Genomic DNA, 19,972 nt, shown 5'->3' on the forward strand with positions numbered 1-19,972 from the left:
TAGGAGAGAGTATGTTTCGTTTAATTATACCGTGTTTGGTATTACTATTATCAGCATGTACCACCAGCAGAGTTGCTGATGATGTAGAGCTTAGCCCTTTAAAAACAGTGGCATTAATGCCACTTGTTAATCATGCTCAAACACCGCTTGCAGGTGAGCGTGCTGAAGATATTTTAGCCAGTATTTGGCAACAAAATAAATTACCAACTCTTATACGTGCACCTCGCGTTAACACCAAAGAGCTTCCACCGCTGGACGATCAATACCGCTTAGACAATGCTATGCAGTGGTTAAACACTCAACAAGCTGACTATGTATTAACAGGCAGTATTGAAGAGTGGCGCTATAAAGCTGGCCTTGATGGCGAACCCGTTGTTGCACTTACATTATCACTCACTGTAACTGGACAAACAACACCGATTTGGACCGGTACTATTGCTAAAAGTGGTTGGGGCCGCGATAGCATTGCAGCAACAGCACAAGATGTGATTGCCGATTTAATTTCTTATATAGAGGTTAGTGAGTGAAAACACATTTCCTTAGACCAAGAGACGTTCCTGAGCTACAAATATGGGCTGAGGTATTTATATTTACCGCGCTTGCTTTAGGGCTGCCTGTATTATTTAACGCAGAGGACCCATTTTGGACTGAGGGAGGGTTTTCGTGGCCTGTACTTGGCCCACTTTTAGTTTCTCTACGTTATGGCTTTTCAAAAGGCTTTATTAGTATTTTATGTTTGCTTGTTGGCCAACTTTTTTTACTTCAAACAAATATTTTATCACCACAAAGCGACTTCAATATTAACGCTATGATTGGCTACATTATTGTAATTATGATCACAGGTGAATTTAGGGATGTGTGGGAGCGCACTAATCAACAACAAAGTATTCAGCTTGAGTACGTAACCGACCGCCTTGAAACATTTACTCGTCAGTATCACTTAATTAATTCATCTCACGATAGAATAGAGCAAATGTTAGCTGGCCATACGTTAAGTTTGCGTGAATCGCTACAAGCAGTAAGAACCTCTATCGGGCTATTAAAAGAAAGAAGACTTGATAGCGCAGCGCAAAAAATAATCGACCTGTTCGTTGAATATGGTTTATTAGAAAGAGCGGGTTTATATAAAGTTGAAAATGACACTGTTTTAGAGCCACCACTTGCCTCTATTGGCAAAATGAGTCAAATAGCTGAAAACGATCCTCTTATATTAGCGATGATTGAAGAAAAAGAATTAGTATCAGTAAAAGACGCAAAAATGGCATCAGGTATAAGTAAATACCATATGGCGATTCCACTTATCGACGTAAATAACACAATTTATGGCGCTATTTTAGTTGAAAGAGTACAATTTTTTGCACTTAAAAATACCACTCTTACACTACTTGCAGTTATGGCTGGGCATATTGGCGACCTACTGCGCCATGAAATAACAAACCCAGTAATGACTTATGAAGAGTATCCATACTTTATTCGCCAAGTTAAACGTGCGAATAAAGAAGCAAAACGATACAACATTCCATCGCAGCTACTAAAAATAAAAGCTAATAATATTACTGATAAATCCACTCAACTTATGAGTTATTTAAGTGAAGCCCGTCGTGGTTTAGACATTTATTTGTACGATAATCAAAATCAGGTATTACTGCTATTGATGCCATTAGCTGATGAACTTGAAAAAGCAGGGTTTATCGCCCGAATGAACACTTGGTGTAAAGAGCGCACTGGTAGCACTTTAGCTGAGCTTGATATTGTTATTGAGCAGCAACTTGCACTACCTATAAGCTCAGATGACATAAAGAGATTGGTTTCACTTTCATGATTATAATTATTGTAGCGGCTATATTAGGGTTTATTTGTCAGTACTTTGCACTAATAGAAGTACTGGAAACACCTAATTGGTTTTTAGCTATATTATTGCATGCTATTGCTAGCATCTTTTTTGCTATTGTTAGTTATGTTTTTATACCTAAAAAATACAAAACGACTCCTTATAGCTCTTTGCTACTCATGTTTTTATTATTGCTTACATTACCAGTACTTGGAATTATAGGTGTTGTAGTAGCACTTACATTTGCTCTTTGTAAACCTCTCAAGAATGACGAGATAGAAATAGAGGAGCATAAAATACCTGAGCTTCCTTTTGAAGCCAGAGCAATATCAGCAAATCCAACCTATTCAATTGGCGGACTTAAAGCAATTTTGAAGCACGCTAATGAGCCAAACAAGCGTTTAAGTGCTGTAATGGCGGCTCGTCACATGAGTGACTCACAAGCTATTCCTATTTTAAAGCTAGCACTTAAAGATTTAGAAGATGATATTCGACTACTCGCCTACTCAACCCTTGATGGTAAAGAAACCAAACTTAACGAAAAAATCAGTTTGTACCAGCAAGAAATAGCCATTACGACTAAGCAGCCAAAGTTAAGTAATTTACAAAAACAACTAGCCGAACTTTATTGGGAACTTAGCTACTTAGGTTTAGCACAAGGTGCGCTTCGTGAATACGTTTTAGAAAAAGCCGAAGCACTTGCACAGCAAAGTATTGAGCACGTAAAAACACCTGCAACCTTTATATTTTTAGGGCGTATATCTTTAGCCTTAAACAAATACGAAATAGCCCATGAGTACCTACTCAAAGCAACTGAGTCGGGCATGGCAAGGCGTCATGTTCTCCCTTATAAAGCCGAAGTTGCCTTTTGTATGAACAAGTTTGACGACTGTAAACGCTACTTAAAAGAACTCCCAGAACAACCTAAGGGCAGTGAATTACGTCATTTACAGGAGTATTGGCATGAGTAACAAAAATGCAGACATTTTACTGCTTTTAGAAGGCACTTACCCTTATGTGCGTGGTGGCGTATCTAGCTGGGTTCATCAAATAATTGAAGGGTTACCTCATTATAACTTTGAGCTTGTTTTTATAGGTGGAGCACCAGAGCATTATGGCGAGATTCAATATACTTTGCCTAAAAATGTTACCAAGCTGCATGTACATTATTTAGTGGAAAATGACACTTCTGAAATAAAAGCTAAGCATGGCGTTAAATATAAAAAAGAGCTCTTTGATTTTTGGCAGCAACTACAAAATTATTTTAGAGATTGTGATGAGCCCATCCCAACTGAGTTATTAAAGTTTGCATTTGAGACTTTGGCTAAAAAAGACGGTATTAACGAAGCCGACTTTTTATATAGTGAATCATCGTGGCAAGTACTCACTAATTATTATTCAACTTTTTGTGATGAATCTTCTTTTATTGACTTTTTTTGGTCATATCGCAATTTATATAAACCGCTATTTAAAATAGCCGAAATTGCACGAGGGCTTCCTAAAGTTAAACTTATTCACTCAATATCTACCGGGTATGCGGGTATTTTAGGATCCGGCGCCAGTGTAATAAGTAATACTCCCTTTTTGTTGACCGAGCATGGTATTTACACCAAAGAGAGAAAAATAGATCTTATTCAAGCCAGTTGGATCAAAGAGTCAGAACAAAGCCTAGGTAAAAACTTAAATACCGAGATGGGCTTTATTCGCCGTATGTGGATCAGCTTTTTTGAGCAAATTGGCCGAACAACATACCAAGAAGCAGATAAGATCATTTCGCTATACGACGGTAACAGGCAGCGCCAAATAAAGGATGGTGCAGCGCCAGAAAAAGCATTTGTTGTACCTAATGGAATTAAAACAGTGCGCTTTATTGAAGCGCTTGAGCAGCGTCCAAAACAGATACCACCAGTTGTTGGATTAATTGGACGTGTAGTGCCTATAAAAGATATTAAAACCTTTATACGTGCGATTAAAGAGGCGCAATCGATGCTGCCTGAAGTAGAAGGCTGGATCATCGGCCCTTATGAAGAAGATCCGCAATATTACAAAGAGTGTGAACTACTTGTAGGCAGTCTTGATTTACAAAGCAGTGTAAAGTTTTTAGGTATGCAAGATATTACCAAAATTTTGCCTAAGCTCGGAATTGTAGCTTTAACCTCGATTTCCGAAGCGCAGCCTTTAGTACTTTTAGAAGCAATGGCGGCCGGTGTGCCTGTACTTGCTAGTGATGTTGGCTCGTGCCGCGAAATAATCGAAGGCGGAACCGATGAAGATAAAGCATTAGGTAAAGCCGGTGAAGTTGTCTCAATTGCTTCACCTAGCGAAACAGCACAACAAATATCAAACATGCTAACAAATGAGCAAGTTTGGCTTGAGTATCAAAAAAGTGGTTTAGACCGCGTACAAAAATTTTATGACGAGAGCCACATGTTTGCCCGTTACGATAAACTTTATAAGGATACAATGGCATGGCCGGAATAGGTTTTGAGATACGAAAAATTCTCAAAAAAAATACCCTGCTCTCAGTTTTTGAAGCATACGGCTACGCGGGCTTAATAGGCTCAGGTCCTTGGCTGCTCTCTATTGTAGCGTTAATGCTAATTGGTATTTTAAGTTTAGGCGTTGTATTACCTAAAGTACTTATTATTCAGTTTTTAACGCTTGTTACCTACATGATGGCAGCTTCACTTATTTTAACGGGTGGCTTGCAGTTATTATTAACTCGATTTATTGCTGATTTGTTTTTTCAAAAAGAAGAGGCAAAAGTACTTCCTAATTTACTTGGTGCGCAACTTATAACAACAATAGCCGCATTATTGGTGGGCTTGGCTGTATGGCCTATGCTCCCTATACCCGTTGTTACTAAGATTATAATTTTAGGTGCCTTTGTAAGCTTATGTAATCAGTGGCTTGGCGCTATTTTTCTATCGGGTATGAAAGAATACCGGTTGATTTTGATTACCATGCTAAGTGGTTATGCCTTTATGGTACTGCTTGCATATTTATTAAGAGACTGGCAGTTAGACGGCTTGTTTTTTGCATTTTTCGCTGGCGAAGCACTGCTCTTTTTTAGCTTTTTATTTATGATTATTCGCCGCTACCCTGGTGAAAAACTTATAAGCTTTGACTTTTTAAGCAATAAAAAAGTGTATTACAGCCTGTTCTTTTGTGGTCTGTTTTACAATATTGGCGTGTGGGCTGATAAAATCATTTTTTGGTATTCTCCAAGCACATCAATCCAAATTATTGGCACGTTAAGAGCCAGCCCAATTTATGACTTACCTATATTTTTGGCCTATTTATCTATTATTCCTGGTATGGCAGTATTTTTAGTAAAAATGGAAACCGACTTTGTAGAAGAGTACGACCGTTTTTACACCGCTATTCGTGGTGGCTCATCTCTTGAAGAGATATACATATTAAAAGACAGTATGATCCAGACTGCGCGTGCTGGTTTATACGATATATTTAAAATTCAGGGTATTACCGTTGCCTGCTTATTATTATGGGGTGAGCAAATACTTACCTTTATTGGTATTGATCCAAACTACAAAACGCTGTTATTTATTGATGTAGTAGGTGTAGGGGTGCAAGTTATATTTTTGTCTATTTTGAATATTTTGTTTTATTTAGATAAACGCTCAACAGTCCTATTTTTAGCTGGACTATTTTTGGTAATAAATGTGGTTTTAACTTTGCTATCAATAGCTTTTGGGCCGCAGTTCTATGGATATGGCTTTGCATTAGCAACCATTATTACCTCGGTAGTAGGGTTATTCTGGCTTTCAAAGCAATTTGAAGATTTAGAATATGAAACGTTTATGCTGCAATAGACTATTTAAAACTCAATAGAAAATACATTATTTACCAAAAACTACACGCGTAGAGCTCTTTTATGACTAACGGAGAATAATATGGAAGTAGACTATTTAAATTATTCACTGCAAGAGCTACATGAAGCTTGGATAACAATTGATGATTACGCTTACCCAGAGCGTGCGATCAAGGTTTATCAGCTTTTGAAAAATGCTGAGGCTAAAGCGACAGAAGATAATTCTTCCAGTGCATCTTTTACGTGGGTCGCGTCCGTGCTACGTAATTTCAGTAGGCCTAGATTATATAACCCAAGCTTTAGCGATATATTACTGGAAGAAAGTAGTGCAACGATGAAAGAGCAACGTGTGATAAAACTCATCGCAAAAAGAGAAAGTATTGACCACTAGCAAGTGCTCAATACTTTTAAATAAAGTGAAGCTCAACACTATCCATTAGTCTGCACTTGCATAATCCCTGTGTAACTAAAAATAGTTAAGTTGATGTAACTACTTACTCACCCAACGCGCTTTAAAACCTCTCGTATCAACATGTATAAATGCGCCCCTGTGCGACTTAGGCCCATAAATACCTAAACCACCTAACAAACCTTTAAATGATTCACGTCTAGCTAACGACTCCACTATATCAGCCATAGCTTTAGCGTCACCAATTGAATAGTTACCGTCATTATTTATGTCATCCATGCGGTAGTTGCCATCGTTATCTATAAAAATATCGGCAGCATCACCAAATACGTGTCGGCTAAGTTTTACATTGCCAATTGATTTATTGTAGTACGGAGTTCGGTAACCGCTCATAACCACCATATTACTGACAGGTATGTTTTCTAAAATGAGCTCTTTGCGTATTTTTTCTAGTTTAAGTAGCAACTTGTTTTGTAAAAATAAATACTTTGGGTGCTTACTTCGCTGCTTACTAACAAACTCTTTTAGTGAAAAGTGAGGTGATATTTTTACGTTTTCATTTTCAGGCGTTACCTCAACAAATCCATCGGGCACTATGTAATGTGCAGTGTCTTTAATCTGTGAAGGCTTAGGGTAGTGGCCAATGTGGTAATACTTGAGCTTTCCTCCTTCAACGTGGTCTGCGGGTACTTTTACAAAAACGTTAATTTTCATACGCTGTTTTTTATCGGGCGACTCAATAATTACCGTTGTTAAACCAGGCTCTTTGGGTGCTTGCCATTGCCAGCGGTTAGTGTCCGTAAGCTCGGACTTTCCTTGAGTATTAATTAAATTGTAGGCTTTTTTTGATTGCGCAAAAAGCACTTCAAACTCAACCTGCTCTTGGGGCATTACAAACACCGAAAACACCGAGTATGGCATAACTATATCGTTAATTTTCAAGCTAAATTCTGCATCTTCAAAGTTAGCTTTATTTTTTATATCAACCACCTGATGCGCAGCTTTTGTGGGCGCTGCAGCAAATACATTATTGCTAAATATAAGTGTGAATACGGCGATAGAAATATAATGAATAAATTGCATAAACCCTCTCATTATTTATTTTTTAACAAAGCGGCAATCACCAATTGTTCATCATTTTTTAATAATGCTTTTTTATCGCGTTGATAAATGTCATCTCTAAAGTTAACCAGCTTATTTTCATCAACCCATGCAGTCCAATAAACTAAATGAATAGGAAGAGGCTCGTCTAAATGAAACGTTTGAGTACTGTTTTGAGTACGTGCGCTGTCTATATGATTAAGTGTTTGTGCCTCTCCTTCGTGCTTAATAATTTCACGCGCTAACGAAAAGGGTTGCTCTATCCTTATACAGCCATGCGATAAAGCACGATTTGATTGGCTAAAACGCTGTTTTGCTGGTGTATCGTGAACATAAATTGCTTCGGCGTTAGGAAATAAATACTTAACCTCTCCTAGAGGGTTTTCTTCACCAGCACGTTTAACTAAAAAGTGATCAAATTGATATGGCTTAATAGAATCCCAATCAATATTGCTAGGATTAACAGTTTGTGAGTCTAGGTAGCTGTTTTTTCTAATTTCAATGTTATTTTTTACAAGGTAGTCAGGATCCTCGGCTACCTTTGGAGCAATTTCTTTAGTAGCGATTGAGGTGGGTATACGCCATTCAGGGTTAACTACAAACTTTTCTATTTCGTCGCTAAATGCAGGTGTTTCCCAACTTGGTTTACCTACAATTACGTTATTTTTTAATTTCACATCGCCCGCTTTTACAAACCGTAAGCTATATTCAGGAATATTTACATACACATATTGCTCATCACTTGCGCCTGCAAAGTTAGTTATTCTATAAAAGTTAAGTTTTAATTTATCGAGTTTTTGCTTTGCGGGCACATTAAGTGAAGCAAAAGTTCGCTTACCCACTCGGCCATCAACTTTTAAACCATGGCGGCTTTGAAATTGCTTAACGGCTTGTTCTATATGTTTATCAAACGTACATATAGACTCGTCACACACATTATTTTTTAAGTCACGCTCTTGGTATAAACGCTGTGCAAGTAAGTTTACCTCTTTATTATTGCTGCCTAGTTCAAGCAATTCATCGTTATATAAGTGAGTAAAACCTCCTTTATTAACAACTTCTTGATACCAATTAATGGCCTTTTCTGTACGTTCAATTAACTGCGATGAATATTGATCAAAGTAGTAGCTGTCATCAGCTTGCATGTACTTTTGTGAGTTGTAAGTAGTTAGTGAAGAGTTAGCGAGCACTACACTCTCAAGCTCATTAGCAGCGAGAGCAGGTGCTGAGCATAAGCCGCTCATGCTAATAAACAATGCAGTTTTTAAAGTAAAACGCTTTGCTTTAGTAAACCCTTGATTTGAAAATGACCCCTTCACTGTGTACCTCCTCGCTAAATATCGTTGATAAATGCTTTTGTACTTACCACTAAGTAGTACACTGGAGGTGCAACGGTAATGCCAAATTAAAATTTAACAGTAAACGTTTGAAATTTAATGACTTTTTAAAAACTCGTTTTTTAAACGTTAATAAATTAGATTAGTGAATATGTAATTAGTATGCTTAAGTGTGTAAAGTTGCTATGGCAATTAATCTTTTAAAAAAGCTAAAAAACCACGTTCATAACGACTCAAGTACTTCGTTTTTCGTGGTAATGAAAGCGACTCTCTCCACGCAGTTTGAGTATCTTCATCTTCTTTGCACAGCATAATTAAATCGGGATGCACATAAGATTTACGTGCTATAGCTGGAGTATTACCCAGTTGCTGGGAGACACTATCAAGCATACTTTTTAAAGTAAGCGCTCCTTTCGCTTTAGCTAATTGTTTAAATGCAATTACGCTTGCTCGCCAGGTTCTAAAGTGTTTTGCACTAAACTCCTCACCCATTATTTGCTGAATATATTGATTTATTTCACTTGATGTAACATTAGTGCACTCACCCTCATTTATATACTGAAACAAATGCTGGCCGGGTAAATCTTGTAAGTCTTTTATTACATGACTAAGCACTCTATCGGTTACATTTACTTCACGCTCCTTGCCTGATTTAGCACGATACTTTAGCTGAATATTTTTACCCGTGAGTTTTGCATGGCGTGTGCGTAATGTTGTAGCACCAAAACTTTTATTTTGCTTTACGTTACGCTCGTTACCTACCCTCAGCGCACCTAAATCCATAAGCCTTACAACTGCCGCTAAAGTACGTTCAATATTAAGCTCATCACCTTGTAAGTCTGTTTCTAAACGAGCTCTTAACAAAGGAAGTTTATTACCAAACACTCCACATGCTTGGTATTTTTTAGCCTCTTGTTGCGCTCTAAATTCAGGATGATAGCGGTATTGTTTTCGCCCTTTACTATCAAACCCTGTCGCTAAAATATGCCCATTTTCTTCTGGGCAAAACCAGGCGTTTTTATAGGCAGGCGGAAATGCCAATCCATTTAAACGATCAATCACATTTTGCTCTTTTATTTGCTTTCCTATTGGATCGAAGTAAAGCCAACTTTTGTGCTTAAGTTTACGAGTGATCCCTGGCAAATTATCGTCTACATAAATTAGTTTCATTTACCCTCCAGTTATATTTAAGTATGCGTCGAAATATAAAATGTATCACTTTAAAATAACCTTAAACTGAACAAGATTATTGATATATAATAAAAAACTAATAACAACTATAAATACTTAATATATATTAATAATTCTATTTAGGTTTTTGTAAAAGTAGGACGCACTTACGCGCAAGCAAAAAGTCTATTACGATTAAACTCAATGCACTTCGCGCTAAAAACTACTTGAGATAGATTTATTATCCTAAGTTCAGATTAATTACACTTTTGTCCCCCGTAATGGGGTGCTGTTTAAATGGAGAATTCAATGGCTTTTGATTATGGATCGATTGATCTTGGACTAAAAAACCCCTTCAAACTAGAAGGTAAAGTAACAGCGCTAAGAGGACTCATTGAGTCTATAGCGGGTATTAGTTTACTTGTTATTGCTGCGGGCTCAGTGAAAGAAGATACAACCGCTGGATGGATTTTAATGGTGTTTGGCATGCTTATTTTAGCATTCGGCATTCGCTCACTTTCAAGTGGTATTTATGCAACTCTTAAGTATTTTGTAGGCAGAAACCACCCTACTTCACTTGCTTATAACTACAGCAAATCACAAGCATCAACCGCTCAAGAAGAACAAAAAGAAGTAGCCTATACAGCGCAATCACTAGAAGAAATGTTGGTTGGTCGTAAAAATAGTACATTTAAAGAGCCTAATGGTTTTTTATCACGTTTACTACACAGTTTAATCCCTAAGTTATTATTCCTACCTTATCCTATTCGTAATGTTGCTCAGCGCTTATTTGGCTCATGGGTAAGTACCCTTGTTGCACTTATTGCTTATGGCCTTGTAGCATTTGTATCTTTATCGGGTTTTACCGGTGAAGCAGGCGAATTAGCATTTCCTGTTTATAGTGCCATATTAATGTTCTACGTGCTTTTTTCGTGGCGCTCTACGGGTAAACCTATTTCTAGAAACGCTGAAAAAAATATTGAAGCACTTGGTACCGGTGCACTCGCTAAAATTATTTCTTTATCTTTTATTCTACCAATCGCTATTGGTCTTTCTATGTCATGGCTGATGAAAGAACAACACATTAGCAAACAAGAAATAGATGGCTGGATTGAGCAACTACCTAGTCTTCATGCTGGCATGTACTTAATTGCGATTATTGTATTAGCTACTCTGAGCTGCGCAATTGCTTTTATTATGATTAAAGCGCGTTTAAATGCAGTTACACCTTCGGCTGAAGTATCAGAACTACGTGAAAACTGGCAAGAGTCTGTTCATCCAGACGAAATTTTTATAAACCTTGATAACTTAGTAATGGCTAATCGTCGTTATAAAGAGGTACCTAACAGAGTTTACAGAGAATTAGACCCTAAACTTCAAGAACAAATTGAAGGTAAAGGCGGTTTTAAAGGTGAAATGATCCAAGAAATTCAGCCTAAATTGCACTCAATGGATTTAGGTAAAAACTTCTCGTTAGCAAGGCTAATTTCTTTAGTGAGCGGTAACTTACTTTATATTGTAGCGTTGGCGTTTACTGTGTTTTTAGCGTATTCGTTTATCAATATTTATCATTACGTTGACGCGGCAAATATTAGTAGCTTTAAACAAGCATTTAATAACCAACATGTTGTTCAATTTAGTGAGCTATTAATGACAAGCTTTCACTTATTGCTAATAGGTATACTTATTAAAGCATTTGCGCAATTGCTAACAAACACAGCTCATTTATTTTTTGCTGAAATGCAATTTGAATCACTATTGGTATATTTTAAATGTGAAGGCACATTTACTGAGTCTAAAATATCAACTGGTACGGGTATTCATGATAGTACCCGCTCAGAAAATACGTTAGTACGCAGTAGCATAACGCCTTGGATTATTGTTTCTCGTGTTGTTTCTACTACGTTTGCAGCAACAGGCATGAAAAACCTTGAACATCCTCGCCATATTATGGAAATGCATAAAGACGAAGGGCAATTACAAGCAATCAAAAAAGACGTTATCGCGTTCTTGAAAGACCGTGAATCTATCGCCTCAATCACCAGTGAGCGTGATTTAGGTAATGCGTCACAAATACATCAATTAAACCAACAAACGCGCGCAATACCTACTCAGCAAGCGATAGCTAAAGATGACGAAGAAGCTGCTGGGTATTTAAGACAAGAAGAAAACTTATCTCCTGAACCTAAGGGTTAATTAACCTAAACTCTGGATAAGTAGTATTAATGCCACCTTGTTAAATTAGGTGGCATTTTTTTAACCTCTATTCAATACTTTTTAACTTTATTACCTCTTTTATACTCAACAACATGATTAATATTGGATTAGTCCACAAAGCCCTTGCTTTATATGCCAAAACACAAATAATGAGGTATTAATCACGGGGTAAGAATGAGGACAATGAGCTATATATTAACCACCCAATGTGCTGACGACGTAGGCTTAATAGCTAAAATCACAGGGCTTTGTCATAAAAACAATTTAAACATTACGCGTAACAACGAGTTTGTAGATAAAGACGCGCAGCGATTTTTCATGCGTACAGAGCTTACAGGTGAGCCACAAAGCGACTTTTTAGACCAACTGCGTGCATTGCTACCACAAGGCGCTAAACTTGCCCTGCATTGCGGCGCAAAAACTAAAGTAGTTTTACTGGCAACTAAAGAAGCCCATTGTTTAGGTGGCATGTTATTAAAGCAATTTGAACAAACTCTTAATATTGAAGTATTAGCTGTAATTGCTAACTATGCTGATTTAAAGCCACTAGCAAAAGGGTTTGGTGTGCCGTTTCATGTTGTATCGCATGAAGGGTTAACCCGTAGCGAGCACGATCAGAAAGTAGGTGATTTAATTGCCAGCTACAACCCTGATATTATTGGCCTTGCCAAATACATGCGTATTTTGAGCCCTGAATTTGTGGGTCGCTTTGAAGGCAAAATAATTAATATTCATCACTCATTTTTACCAGCATTTATTGGTGCTAAACCTTATCATCAAGCATTTGAGCGCGGCGTAAAGATCATTGGCGCCACCGCTCACTTTGTGAACAACGAGCTTGATGAAGGCCCTATTATTTTGCAGGATGTAACCAGCGTGACGCACGCTAATACAGCTGAAATGATGGCAAAAATGGGTAAAGATGTTGAGAAAACAGTGTTTTGTAAAGCACTGCAACTTGCCTCAGAGCACAAGCTATTTATTAATGGTAATAAAACCGTAGTGTTTTCTTAGCATTAATTATTCTACACATAAAAATATGCCAGCATTGTTGCTGGCATTTTTTTGCTCATAAATAAGCAAGTGACTTTTTAAATGTAAATTATGCCTGCTCTATTGGCTCGAGTTTTAATTTAGCGGCAATTAAAACGGCTTGGGTACGATTGTACACGCCGAGTTTTCTAAATATGGCTGTAATGTGTGCTTTTACTGTCGCTTCTGATATGTGCAGTTCATAAGCAATTTGCTTATTAAGTAAACCTTCGTGCAGATATTGCAGTACTCGGTATTGTTGAGGTGTTAATGAGGCAACTTGCGCTGCTATTTCTCGGTCTTCACCTTCAATTTCAGCTACTTTGTTTTTTAGCTCTTTTGGTAGCCATGTATCGCCTTCAAGTATTTGGTTAATTGCACTGGCAATATCATCAGACGATGACGATTTAGGAATAAAACCCATAGCGCCGTAACCCATTACTTTTGAAACTATATTAGCGTCTTCACTACCCGAAACAACGGCAATTGGTAAGCTTGGGTATTCTTCTCTAATACGAATAAGACCATATAAATCACCATTACCTGGCATGTGAAGGTCTAGCAGTAATATATCAAGATCCTCTTGCTCGCTTAACACTTGCAGTGTGCTGTCAAAATCGGATGATTCAAAAACCTCTAAACCTTCAAATTTTGCGCTCAATGCGCCCTTTAGTGCTTCACGAAATAACGGATGATCGTCCGCTATTAAAAACTGACTCATGGTTCACTCCTAATGAATTCGGCTGCCAGTTAGGTATAAAACCCTTACTGACAGCCGATATACTACGTTTAGAATCAACTTGTAATCAAGTTTTTAACGCACATTTAACGATTTAATCTGTTCTCGATTAGTTCATCAACTACAGATGGATCTGCAAGCGTTGACGTATCACCGAGTTGTTGGTGCTCATTTGCAGCGATTTTACGTAAAATACGACGCATAATCTTGCCTGAGCGCGTTTTAGGTAAACCCGGTGACCATTGAATCATATCTGGTGATGCTATTGGGCTAAGCTCTTTACGAACCCAGTTACGTACCTCTTTTGTTAACTCATCGCTTACTGTTACACCTTCGTTAGGCGTAATATAAACATAAATACCTTGGCCTTTAATATCATGCGGGTAACCCACTACTGCAGCTTCGGCTACTGCTTCGTGCGCAACTAAAGCACTTTCAATTTCGGCTGTACCAAGGCGATGGCCTGATACGTTAAGTACATCGTCCACACGTCCTGTGATCCAGTAATACCCGTCTTCATCACGACGACAACCGTCACCTGTAAAGTAAACACCTGGGTAGGCGCTAAAATAAGTTTGTTCAAAACGTTCATGGTCGTTGTAAACAGTTCGCGCTTGCGATGGCCAGCTATCTAAAATAACTAAATTACCGTCCACAGCACCCTCAAGGTTATTCCCCTCAGCATCAAATAATGCAGGCGCAATACCAAAAAATGGATGTGTCGCAGAACCAGGTTTTGTATCAGTAGCACCTGGTAATGGCGTGATCATAATGCCACCGGTTTCTGTTTGCCACCACGTATCAACAATCGGACAATTAGATTTACCAATACTCTCGTAATACCACGTCCATGCTTCTGGATTTATTGGCTCACCTACCGAACCTAAAATACGTAAACTATCACGGTTTGATGAAGCAATTGGCTCATCACCTTTCGCCATTAATGCACGAATTGCTGTAGGCGCAGTATATAAAATAGTTACACCGTGTTTATCAACAATTTCACCCATACGCCCGGCTGTTGGGTATGTAGGTACACCTTCAAATAAAACTTGCGTACAACCGTTTACTAATGGCCCGTATGCAATGTAGCTGTGTCCTGTGATCCAACCTACATCGGCACTACACCAATACACATCGTCTTCTTTTAAATCAAACACGTATTCATGTGTCATTGATGAGTAAACTAAGTAGCCTCCTGTGGTATGCACAACACCCTTCGGCTGACCTGTTGAACCTGACGTATACAAAATAAACAATGGATCTTCAGCATTCATTGGCTCTGGCTCGCACTGCGCTGGTAAATCTGCAACTAAGTCATGCCACCAAATGTCATGTTCATTCCAATCAACTTCGCCGCCTGTTAATTGATGTACTATAACGTGTTCAATTGAAGTCACTGTATCTTGTGCAACAGCTTCATCAACGTTTGCTTTTAGTGGTACACAATTACCTGCTCTGCGTCCTTCATCTGATGTAATAACAATCTTGGCACCCGAATCTCTAATACGATCGGCAATAGCTGAAGGTGAAAAACCACCAAATACAACAGAATGAATAGCACCAATACGTGCACAAGCTTGCATTGCATACACAGCCTGTGGCGTCATAGGCATATAAATCGCTACGCGGTCACCTTTTTGCACACCTAATTTTTTTAAGCCATTAGCAAACTTAGCAACTTCATCATGCAGCTGCTGATAAGTAATACTCTCGCTTTGAGATGGACTATCACCTTCCCAAATAAGCGCAACCTTATCGGCTTTGGTTTTTAGATGGCGGTCAATACAATTATACGAAGCATTAAGGTAGCCATCTTCATACCATTTAATATTTATGTGACCTTTATCAAAAGACGTATTTTTAACTTTGGTATAAGGAGTAGACCAATCAAGACGTTTGCCATGCTCACGCCAAAAACTTTCTGGGTCATCAATAGATTGCTTGTAAAGCGTATTATATTTACTTTTATCAATGAGAGTCGCATCTTTAATATGCGCAGGAACTGGATAGATACTTTGTGACATCTTAGTCTCCATTTAAATTACTTGCCTTAAGCTTTTATCAAGGATTACTCAGCAGTGCTACATTAAGTATTAGACCTTAGTTGTACACCCCTTCAATTTCCTCATTTGTAGTTTATAATCCTTCTGCTTTCAATTTTTTTACATAAATAATACAACGCGTTAAATGTAAGTGAATACAAACTAATCTGTTCTCAAACCTTAGTCTTATAGACCAATAGGTAATTGAGTAAATATTGCACATATTCAACAGTGTTCTCGTACTCTAAATAAAGATATTTTGTTGTACTTACTAAAATGCTTTATTTAACGAATGAAAATAGAAAGTGAATTGAAAGCCAAATTAACAACCCTTTTTATTCGTAAGTAATACTCGTAGCAAGTAATACAACCTTACATGAAAAAAAGTAACAAATAACAAGTAGCCTATAAAGGACACCACAATGAAATTTACCCCATTAAAAACATTGGCAGCAAGCGCTGTACTATGTGCACTATCAAGTACTGCTTATGCAGCGACTGCCGCAAAAATTGGTGATACCGAATTTACTTACGGTGGATACATTAAGCTCGACTCTATGTGGAGTGATTATTCAGCGGGTGCGCCTGCAGGTTCAAACGTAGGTCGTGACTTTTACGTACCAAGTACACTTACAGTTGGCGACGATAACAGCTCAGATGCCGTGTTTGATATGCATGCTCGCGAGTCACGCTTTAACTTTGGCACAGCTACTGTTATGGATAACGGTAAGACCGTTAACACTAAAATTGAGATTGATTTTTTAGCCTCAGCTGCTGGCGGTAATGAACGTGTATCAAACTCTTATGCTCCACGTATTCGCCATGCGTTTGTGACATACGACGGTTGGTTATTTGGTCAAACATGGTCTAACTTTCAAAACGTGGGTGCCCTTGCTGAAACGCTTGATTTTGTAGGCCCAGCTGAAGGCACTATATTTGTTCGCCAATCGCAAATTAAGTATACCACTGGCGCATGGTCTTTCTCATTAGAAAACCCAGAAAGTACAATTTCTACTACAAGCGGTATGGTAGTAACTGATGATGCATCATTACCTGACTTTACAGCTCGTTACACGCATAAAGCTGATTGGGGTAACATTGTTGTTGCAGCGCTTGCTCGCCAACTAACTTATAAAGTAGGCAGTGTTGATGCAGATGAAACATCTTTTGGTATTAGCGCATCAGGTAAAATAAACCTTGGTGAAGACAACCTTAAATTTATGCTTACTCAAGGTAAAGGCTTAGGCCGTTACGTAGGCTTAAACGTTGCTCACGGCGCAGTACTTAATGGCGATGAACTAGATGCCATTGATTCGACTTCTGGTTTTGTTGCTTACCAGCACAAGTGGACAAGCCAATGGCGTTCAACGTTCTTATACTCATTCTTCTCTGCTGATAACAACACTGATCTATTAGTTATTTCTGGCGATCCGACAGAATCAAGCCAAAGCTATAGCGCTAACATTTTATATTCCCCTGTTAAACGCCTAACATTTGGAGCTGAGCTAAAACATGCTGAGCGTGAAACTGAAAGCGGCGTAGATGGCAATTTAGATCGTTTACAGTTCTCTGTTAAATACTCTTTTTAATAACTAAAAAGCTAACTACTTAAAAAAAAGCGGCCTTGGCCGCTTTTTTTATAAGCGATATTAAGTTCTATATAATTCATCAATTCGTACCCATAATCTCTATATATGACGCTAAAATCCAACAAAATAGAATAATAATAGGTAAAAAACATACAACTCAATTGCAAATCGCTATCATTTAGATTAAGTTACGCACTTCTTTTTGAACTAACTGGAAAAACTTATGTCGTCCCCTCAAGTTTTGCGTTTATCTAAACTAAGCTTTGCTACTTCTTTAATTCTATCTGGTTATGCACTTGCTGATGAAGCAACTGTAAAAAATGAACCTCTCGAAAAAATTGCGGTATATGGTCAGCATCACAAAAACTACATAACAGAAGAGGCACAATCGGCTACCAAACTTGGTTTAACAATTAAAGAAACACCACAGTCAATCTCGGTAGTATCACGCGCACTCATGGACGACTTTTCATTAGACGATATAAACTCAGTACTTGAGAGCACGCCAGGCGTAACAGTAGAGCAAATAGAAACCGACCGTACTTACTTTAAAGCTCGTGGTTTTGAAATTACGAACTTTCAAGTTGATGGCTTAGGTATTCCACAAAGCTCAGGGTCAATTCAAGGCAGTCTTGATACTTCAATTTACGACCGTGTAGAAATTGTTCGTGGCGCTAATGGCTTAATGACCGGCGCGGGTAATCCTTCTGCAACTGTAAATATGGTTTTAAAGAAACCAACATATAACACACAAGCTAATGCGTCTGTGTCATATGGTTCGTGGAATAAAAAACGATTAGATTTAGATGTATCTACGCCAATAAATGAAGAACACGCCGTACGTGCTGTATTTACAAAACAAAAAGCTGATTCATACTTAGATCGTTACGAAACAGATAAAACAATTATTTACTTAGCCTACGAAGGTAAATTAACGGACAGCACACTATTAAGTGTTAACTACGTTAATCAGCAAAAAGATGCTGACAGCCCGCTTTGGGGAGCGCTGCCTCTTTATTATACTGACGGCACACCAACTGACTACGATGAGTCAACAAGCACGGCTTCTGATTGGTCATACTGGAATAACAGTGCAGAGCAAGTATATGTAACGCTCGAACAAAACTTATCAGCAACATGGGTGGCTAGAGCACGCTATGCTCACATCGAAAACGAGCAAGACTCAGAGTTGTTTTACGTATACGGTACACCAGATAGAGAAACAGAGCTTGGCTTAACCGGTTATGCAAGCCGTTATGACTACGAAGATAAGCACGACTTATTTGATTTGTATGCGAGCGGGAAGTTTGATTTATTTGGCCAAGAGCATGACTTGGCATTTGGTGTTAGCCAAGCAAAAATGGATTACACCGAGCAGTCTCTTTACGATTACACCACAGGCAATGGCTTTCCGGCAATGCCATCACTTAAAACGTGGGATGGGGTAATGCCACAAGCAACACTTGCTGATGGCGTAAATGGAAGCGATATAACGAATGAGCAAAAGTCGGCGTATATATCAACTCGTATCAGATTAAGTGAGCCACTAAGTATACTTGCTGGCGCGCGTTATACGGATTGGGAAACAAAAGGTACAGCGTACGGTGTTGCTCAAACTCGCAATGACTCAGAGCTAATACCTTACATTGGTACTGTATACGACTTTACCGAGTCTTTCTCTGCTTACGCTAGCTACACTGAAACATTTGTCCCGCAAAAAGAACTTGATATAAATGCAAATCAACTCCCTGCAATTACAGGGAAAAGTAGTGAAATAGGGATTAAAGCGCAGCTTCTTGACGATCAACTATTTGTGACATTCGCTTATTTTGATGCAAAACAAGACGGCCTTGCTATTGCTATACCTAACTCATTACCAGATGATACTCGCTACTACGCCGCAGATGGAATTAATAGTGATGGCTTTGAAGTAGAGCTAAGCGGTAAATTTACAGATGATTTAAGTGCAAGTATTAGCTTTAGTAATTTAAATATTGATGGTGATGATTTAGTAAAAGATTACACACCAGAAAACCAACTTAAAATAGCAGCAACTTACCAAGTACCTTTAATTGATGGTTTATCATTTGGTGCAAATTACCGCTGGCAGGATTCAACTAGCCGAGTACAAGTTAGCGATGCTAATGGTATTGCAAGTGTGACGACCCATCAAGATGCCTACGGGTTACTTGATTTAATGGCCACTTACGAAATTACAGACAACGTAGGCGTTACATTTAATGTGAATAACACCACTGGTGAAAAATATTTGCACAGCCTATACTGGGCTCAAGGCTACTACGGTGCGCCACGTAACTACGCGCTATCAGTTAACTGGCAACTATAAAATTAATTAAAAAATTTTAATTAATTTTAAAAACGACACATACTATGTGTCGTTTTTATTTTTATGGCTGTAATACTAACCCGCAATAATACTTTATCAATTATAAGGGTTAAACCTGACGCTAATTGCGTTAAAGTTTCGAATTTACTAATGCATAGCAGTACAAAAAAAATTGCCGATATCAACTAAATAACGAAGTTTTTCTCTCGTTATCAACAAGGTTTTCTTTTCTTAAAGTAGATTACTTAATTAAGCTGATTGGTATAATTATTATCAACTTAATAAAAGCTTAAAAACAAAAAAGCGCTAATCATTACTGATTA

At 38.1% G+C, this 19,972-nt stretch carries 15 protein-coding genes; 10 read left to right on the forward strand and 5 right to left on the reverse strand.

The window, feature by feature from the left end:
* Positions 1-11 precede the first annotated feature (11 nt).
* The 6 genes from BW142_RS13410 to BW142_RS13435 all read left to right on the forward strand — a co-directional run bounded on the left by BW142_RS13410 (position 12) and on the right by BW142_RS13435 (position 6,054).
* On the forward strand, positions 12-527 hold the full coding sequence (locus BW142_RS13410) for a protein PelC (protein WP_076925174.1): 516 nt from the start codon (positions 12-14) through the stop codon (positions 525-527).
* The gene (locus BW142_RS13415) at positions 524-1,822 is read left to right on the forward strand and encodes a PelD GGDEF domain-containing protein (protein WP_076925175.1); all 1,299 of its coding nucleotides are present in this window, start codon (positions 524-526) and stop codon (positions 1,820-1,822) included. Before BW142_RS13410 ends, BW142_RS13415 begins: the two co-directional genes overlap by 4 nt.
* Positions 1,819-2,802 carry a protein PelE gene (locus BW142_RS13420; RefSeq protein WP_076925176.1) on the forward strand — a complete coding sequence of 328 codons (984 nt, stop codon included), beginning with the start codon at positions 1,819-1,821 and terminating at the stop codon, positions 2,800-2,802. Before BW142_RS13415 ends, BW142_RS13420 begins: the two co-directional genes overlap by 4 nt.
* Entirely contained in the window at positions 2,795-4,312 is a 1,518-nt protein-coding gene (gene pelF / locus BW142_RS13425) for a GT4 family glycosyltransferase PelF (protein WP_076925177.1), read from the forward strand. The genes BW142_RS13420 and pelF overlap by 8 nt, the downstream gene beginning before the upstream one ends.
* Positions 4,300-5,664: an exopolysaccharide Pel transporter PelG gene (gene pelG, locus BW142_RS13430; RefSeq protein WP_076925178.1), complete on the forward strand. Its 1,365-nt coding sequence runs from the start codon at positions 4,300-4,302 to the stop codon at positions 5,662-5,664. The genes pelF and pelG overlap by 13 nt, the downstream gene beginning before the upstream one ends.
* A gap of 81 nt (positions 5,665-5,745) precedes the next feature.
* Positions 5,746-6,054 carry a hypothetical protein gene (locus BW142_RS13435; protein ID WP_076925179.1) on the forward strand — a complete coding sequence of 103 codons (309 nt, stop codon included), beginning with the start codon at positions 5,746-5,748 and terminating at the stop codon, positions 6,052-6,054.
* Positions 6,055-6,153: 99 nt separating this feature from the next.
* Here BW142_RS13435 and BW142_RS13440 read toward each other — a convergent pair whose 3' ends face one another.
* The 3 genes from BW142_RS13440 to BW142_RS13450 all read right to left on the reverse strand — a co-directional run bounded on the left by BW142_RS13440 (position 6,154) and on the right by BW142_RS13450 (position 9,680).
* On the reverse strand, positions 6,154-7,155 hold the full coding sequence (locus BW142_RS13440) for a D-Ala-D-Ala carboxypeptidase family metallohydrolase (protein ID WP_076925180.1): 1,002 nt from the start codon (positions 7,153-7,155) through the stop codon (positions 6,154-6,156).
* 11 nt (positions 7,156-7,166) lie between these two features.
* The gene (locus BW142_RS13445) at positions 7,167-8,492 is read right to left on the reverse strand and encodes a L,D-transpeptidase family protein (protein ID WP_076925181.1); all 1,326 of its coding nucleotides are present in this window, start codon (positions 8,490-8,492) and stop codon (positions 7,167-7,169) included.
* A 210-nt stretch (positions 8,493-8,702) separates the two neighbouring features.
* Positions 8,703-9,680, reverse strand: coding sequence for a DNA topoisomerase IB (locus tag BW142_RS13450; RefSeq protein ID WP_076925182.1), 978 nt, complete (start codon positions 9,678-9,680; stop codon positions 8,703-8,705).
* Between the two features lie 309 nt (positions 9,681-9,989).
* Between BW142_RS13450 and BW142_RS13455 the strand changes: the two genes are divergently transcribed.
* Together BW142_RS13455 and purU are read left to right on the forward strand one after the other, a co-directional pair.
* Entirely contained in the window at positions 9,990-11,876 is a 1,887-nt protein-coding gene (locus BW142_RS13455; protein ID WP_076925183.1) for a hypothetical protein, read from the forward strand.
* Between the two features lie 204 nt (positions 11,877-12,080).
* Positions 12,081-12,911, forward strand: coding sequence for a formyltetrahydrofolate deformylase (gene purU / locus BW142_RS13460; protein ID WP_076925184.1), 831 nt, complete (start codon positions 12,081-12,083; stop codon positions 12,909-12,911).
* Between the two features lie 88 nt (positions 12,912-12,999).
* Here the strand turns inward: purU and BW142_RS13465 are convergent, their stop codons facing one another.
* Both BW142_RS13465 and acs read right to left on the reverse strand, forming a co-directional pair.
* Complete coding sequence (locus BW142_RS13465; protein ID WP_007584799.1) at positions 13,000-13,650, reverse strand: response regulator transcription factor; 651 nt, start codon at positions 13,648-13,650, stop codon at positions 13,000-13,002.
* 104 nt (positions 13,651-13,754) lie between these two features.
* Positions 13,755-15,695, reverse strand: a complete 1,941-nt coding sequence (gene acs / locus BW142_RS13470; protein ID WP_076925185.1) for an acetate--CoA ligase — start codon at positions 15,693-15,695, stop codon at positions 13,755-13,757.
* A 440-nt stretch (positions 15,696-16,135) separates the two neighbouring features.
* Here acs and BW142_RS13475 point away from each other — a divergent pair, with 440 nt between their 5' ends.
* Both BW142_RS13475 and BW142_RS13480 read left to right on the forward strand, forming a co-directional pair.
* Positions 16,136-17,302 carry a DcaP family trimeric outer membrane transporter gene (locus BW142_RS13475; protein WP_076925186.1) on the forward strand — a complete coding sequence of 389 codons (1,167 nt, stop codon included), beginning with the start codon at positions 16,136-16,138 and terminating at the stop codon, positions 17,300-17,302.
* 223 nt (positions 17,303-17,525) lie between these two features.
* Positions 17,526-19,649, forward strand: coding sequence for a TonB-dependent siderophore receptor (locus BW142_RS13480; protein WP_076925187.1), 2,124 nt, complete (start codon positions 17,526-17,528; stop codon positions 19,647-19,649).
* Positions 19,650-19,972 lie beyond the last annotated feature (323 nt).

The sequence above is a fragment of the Pseudoalteromonas sp. EB27 genome (assembly GCF_001974875.1).
In the GTDB taxonomy this organism is placed as follows: domain Bacteria; phylum Pseudomonadota; class Gammaproteobacteria; order Enterobacterales; family Alteromonadaceae; genus Pseudoalteromonas.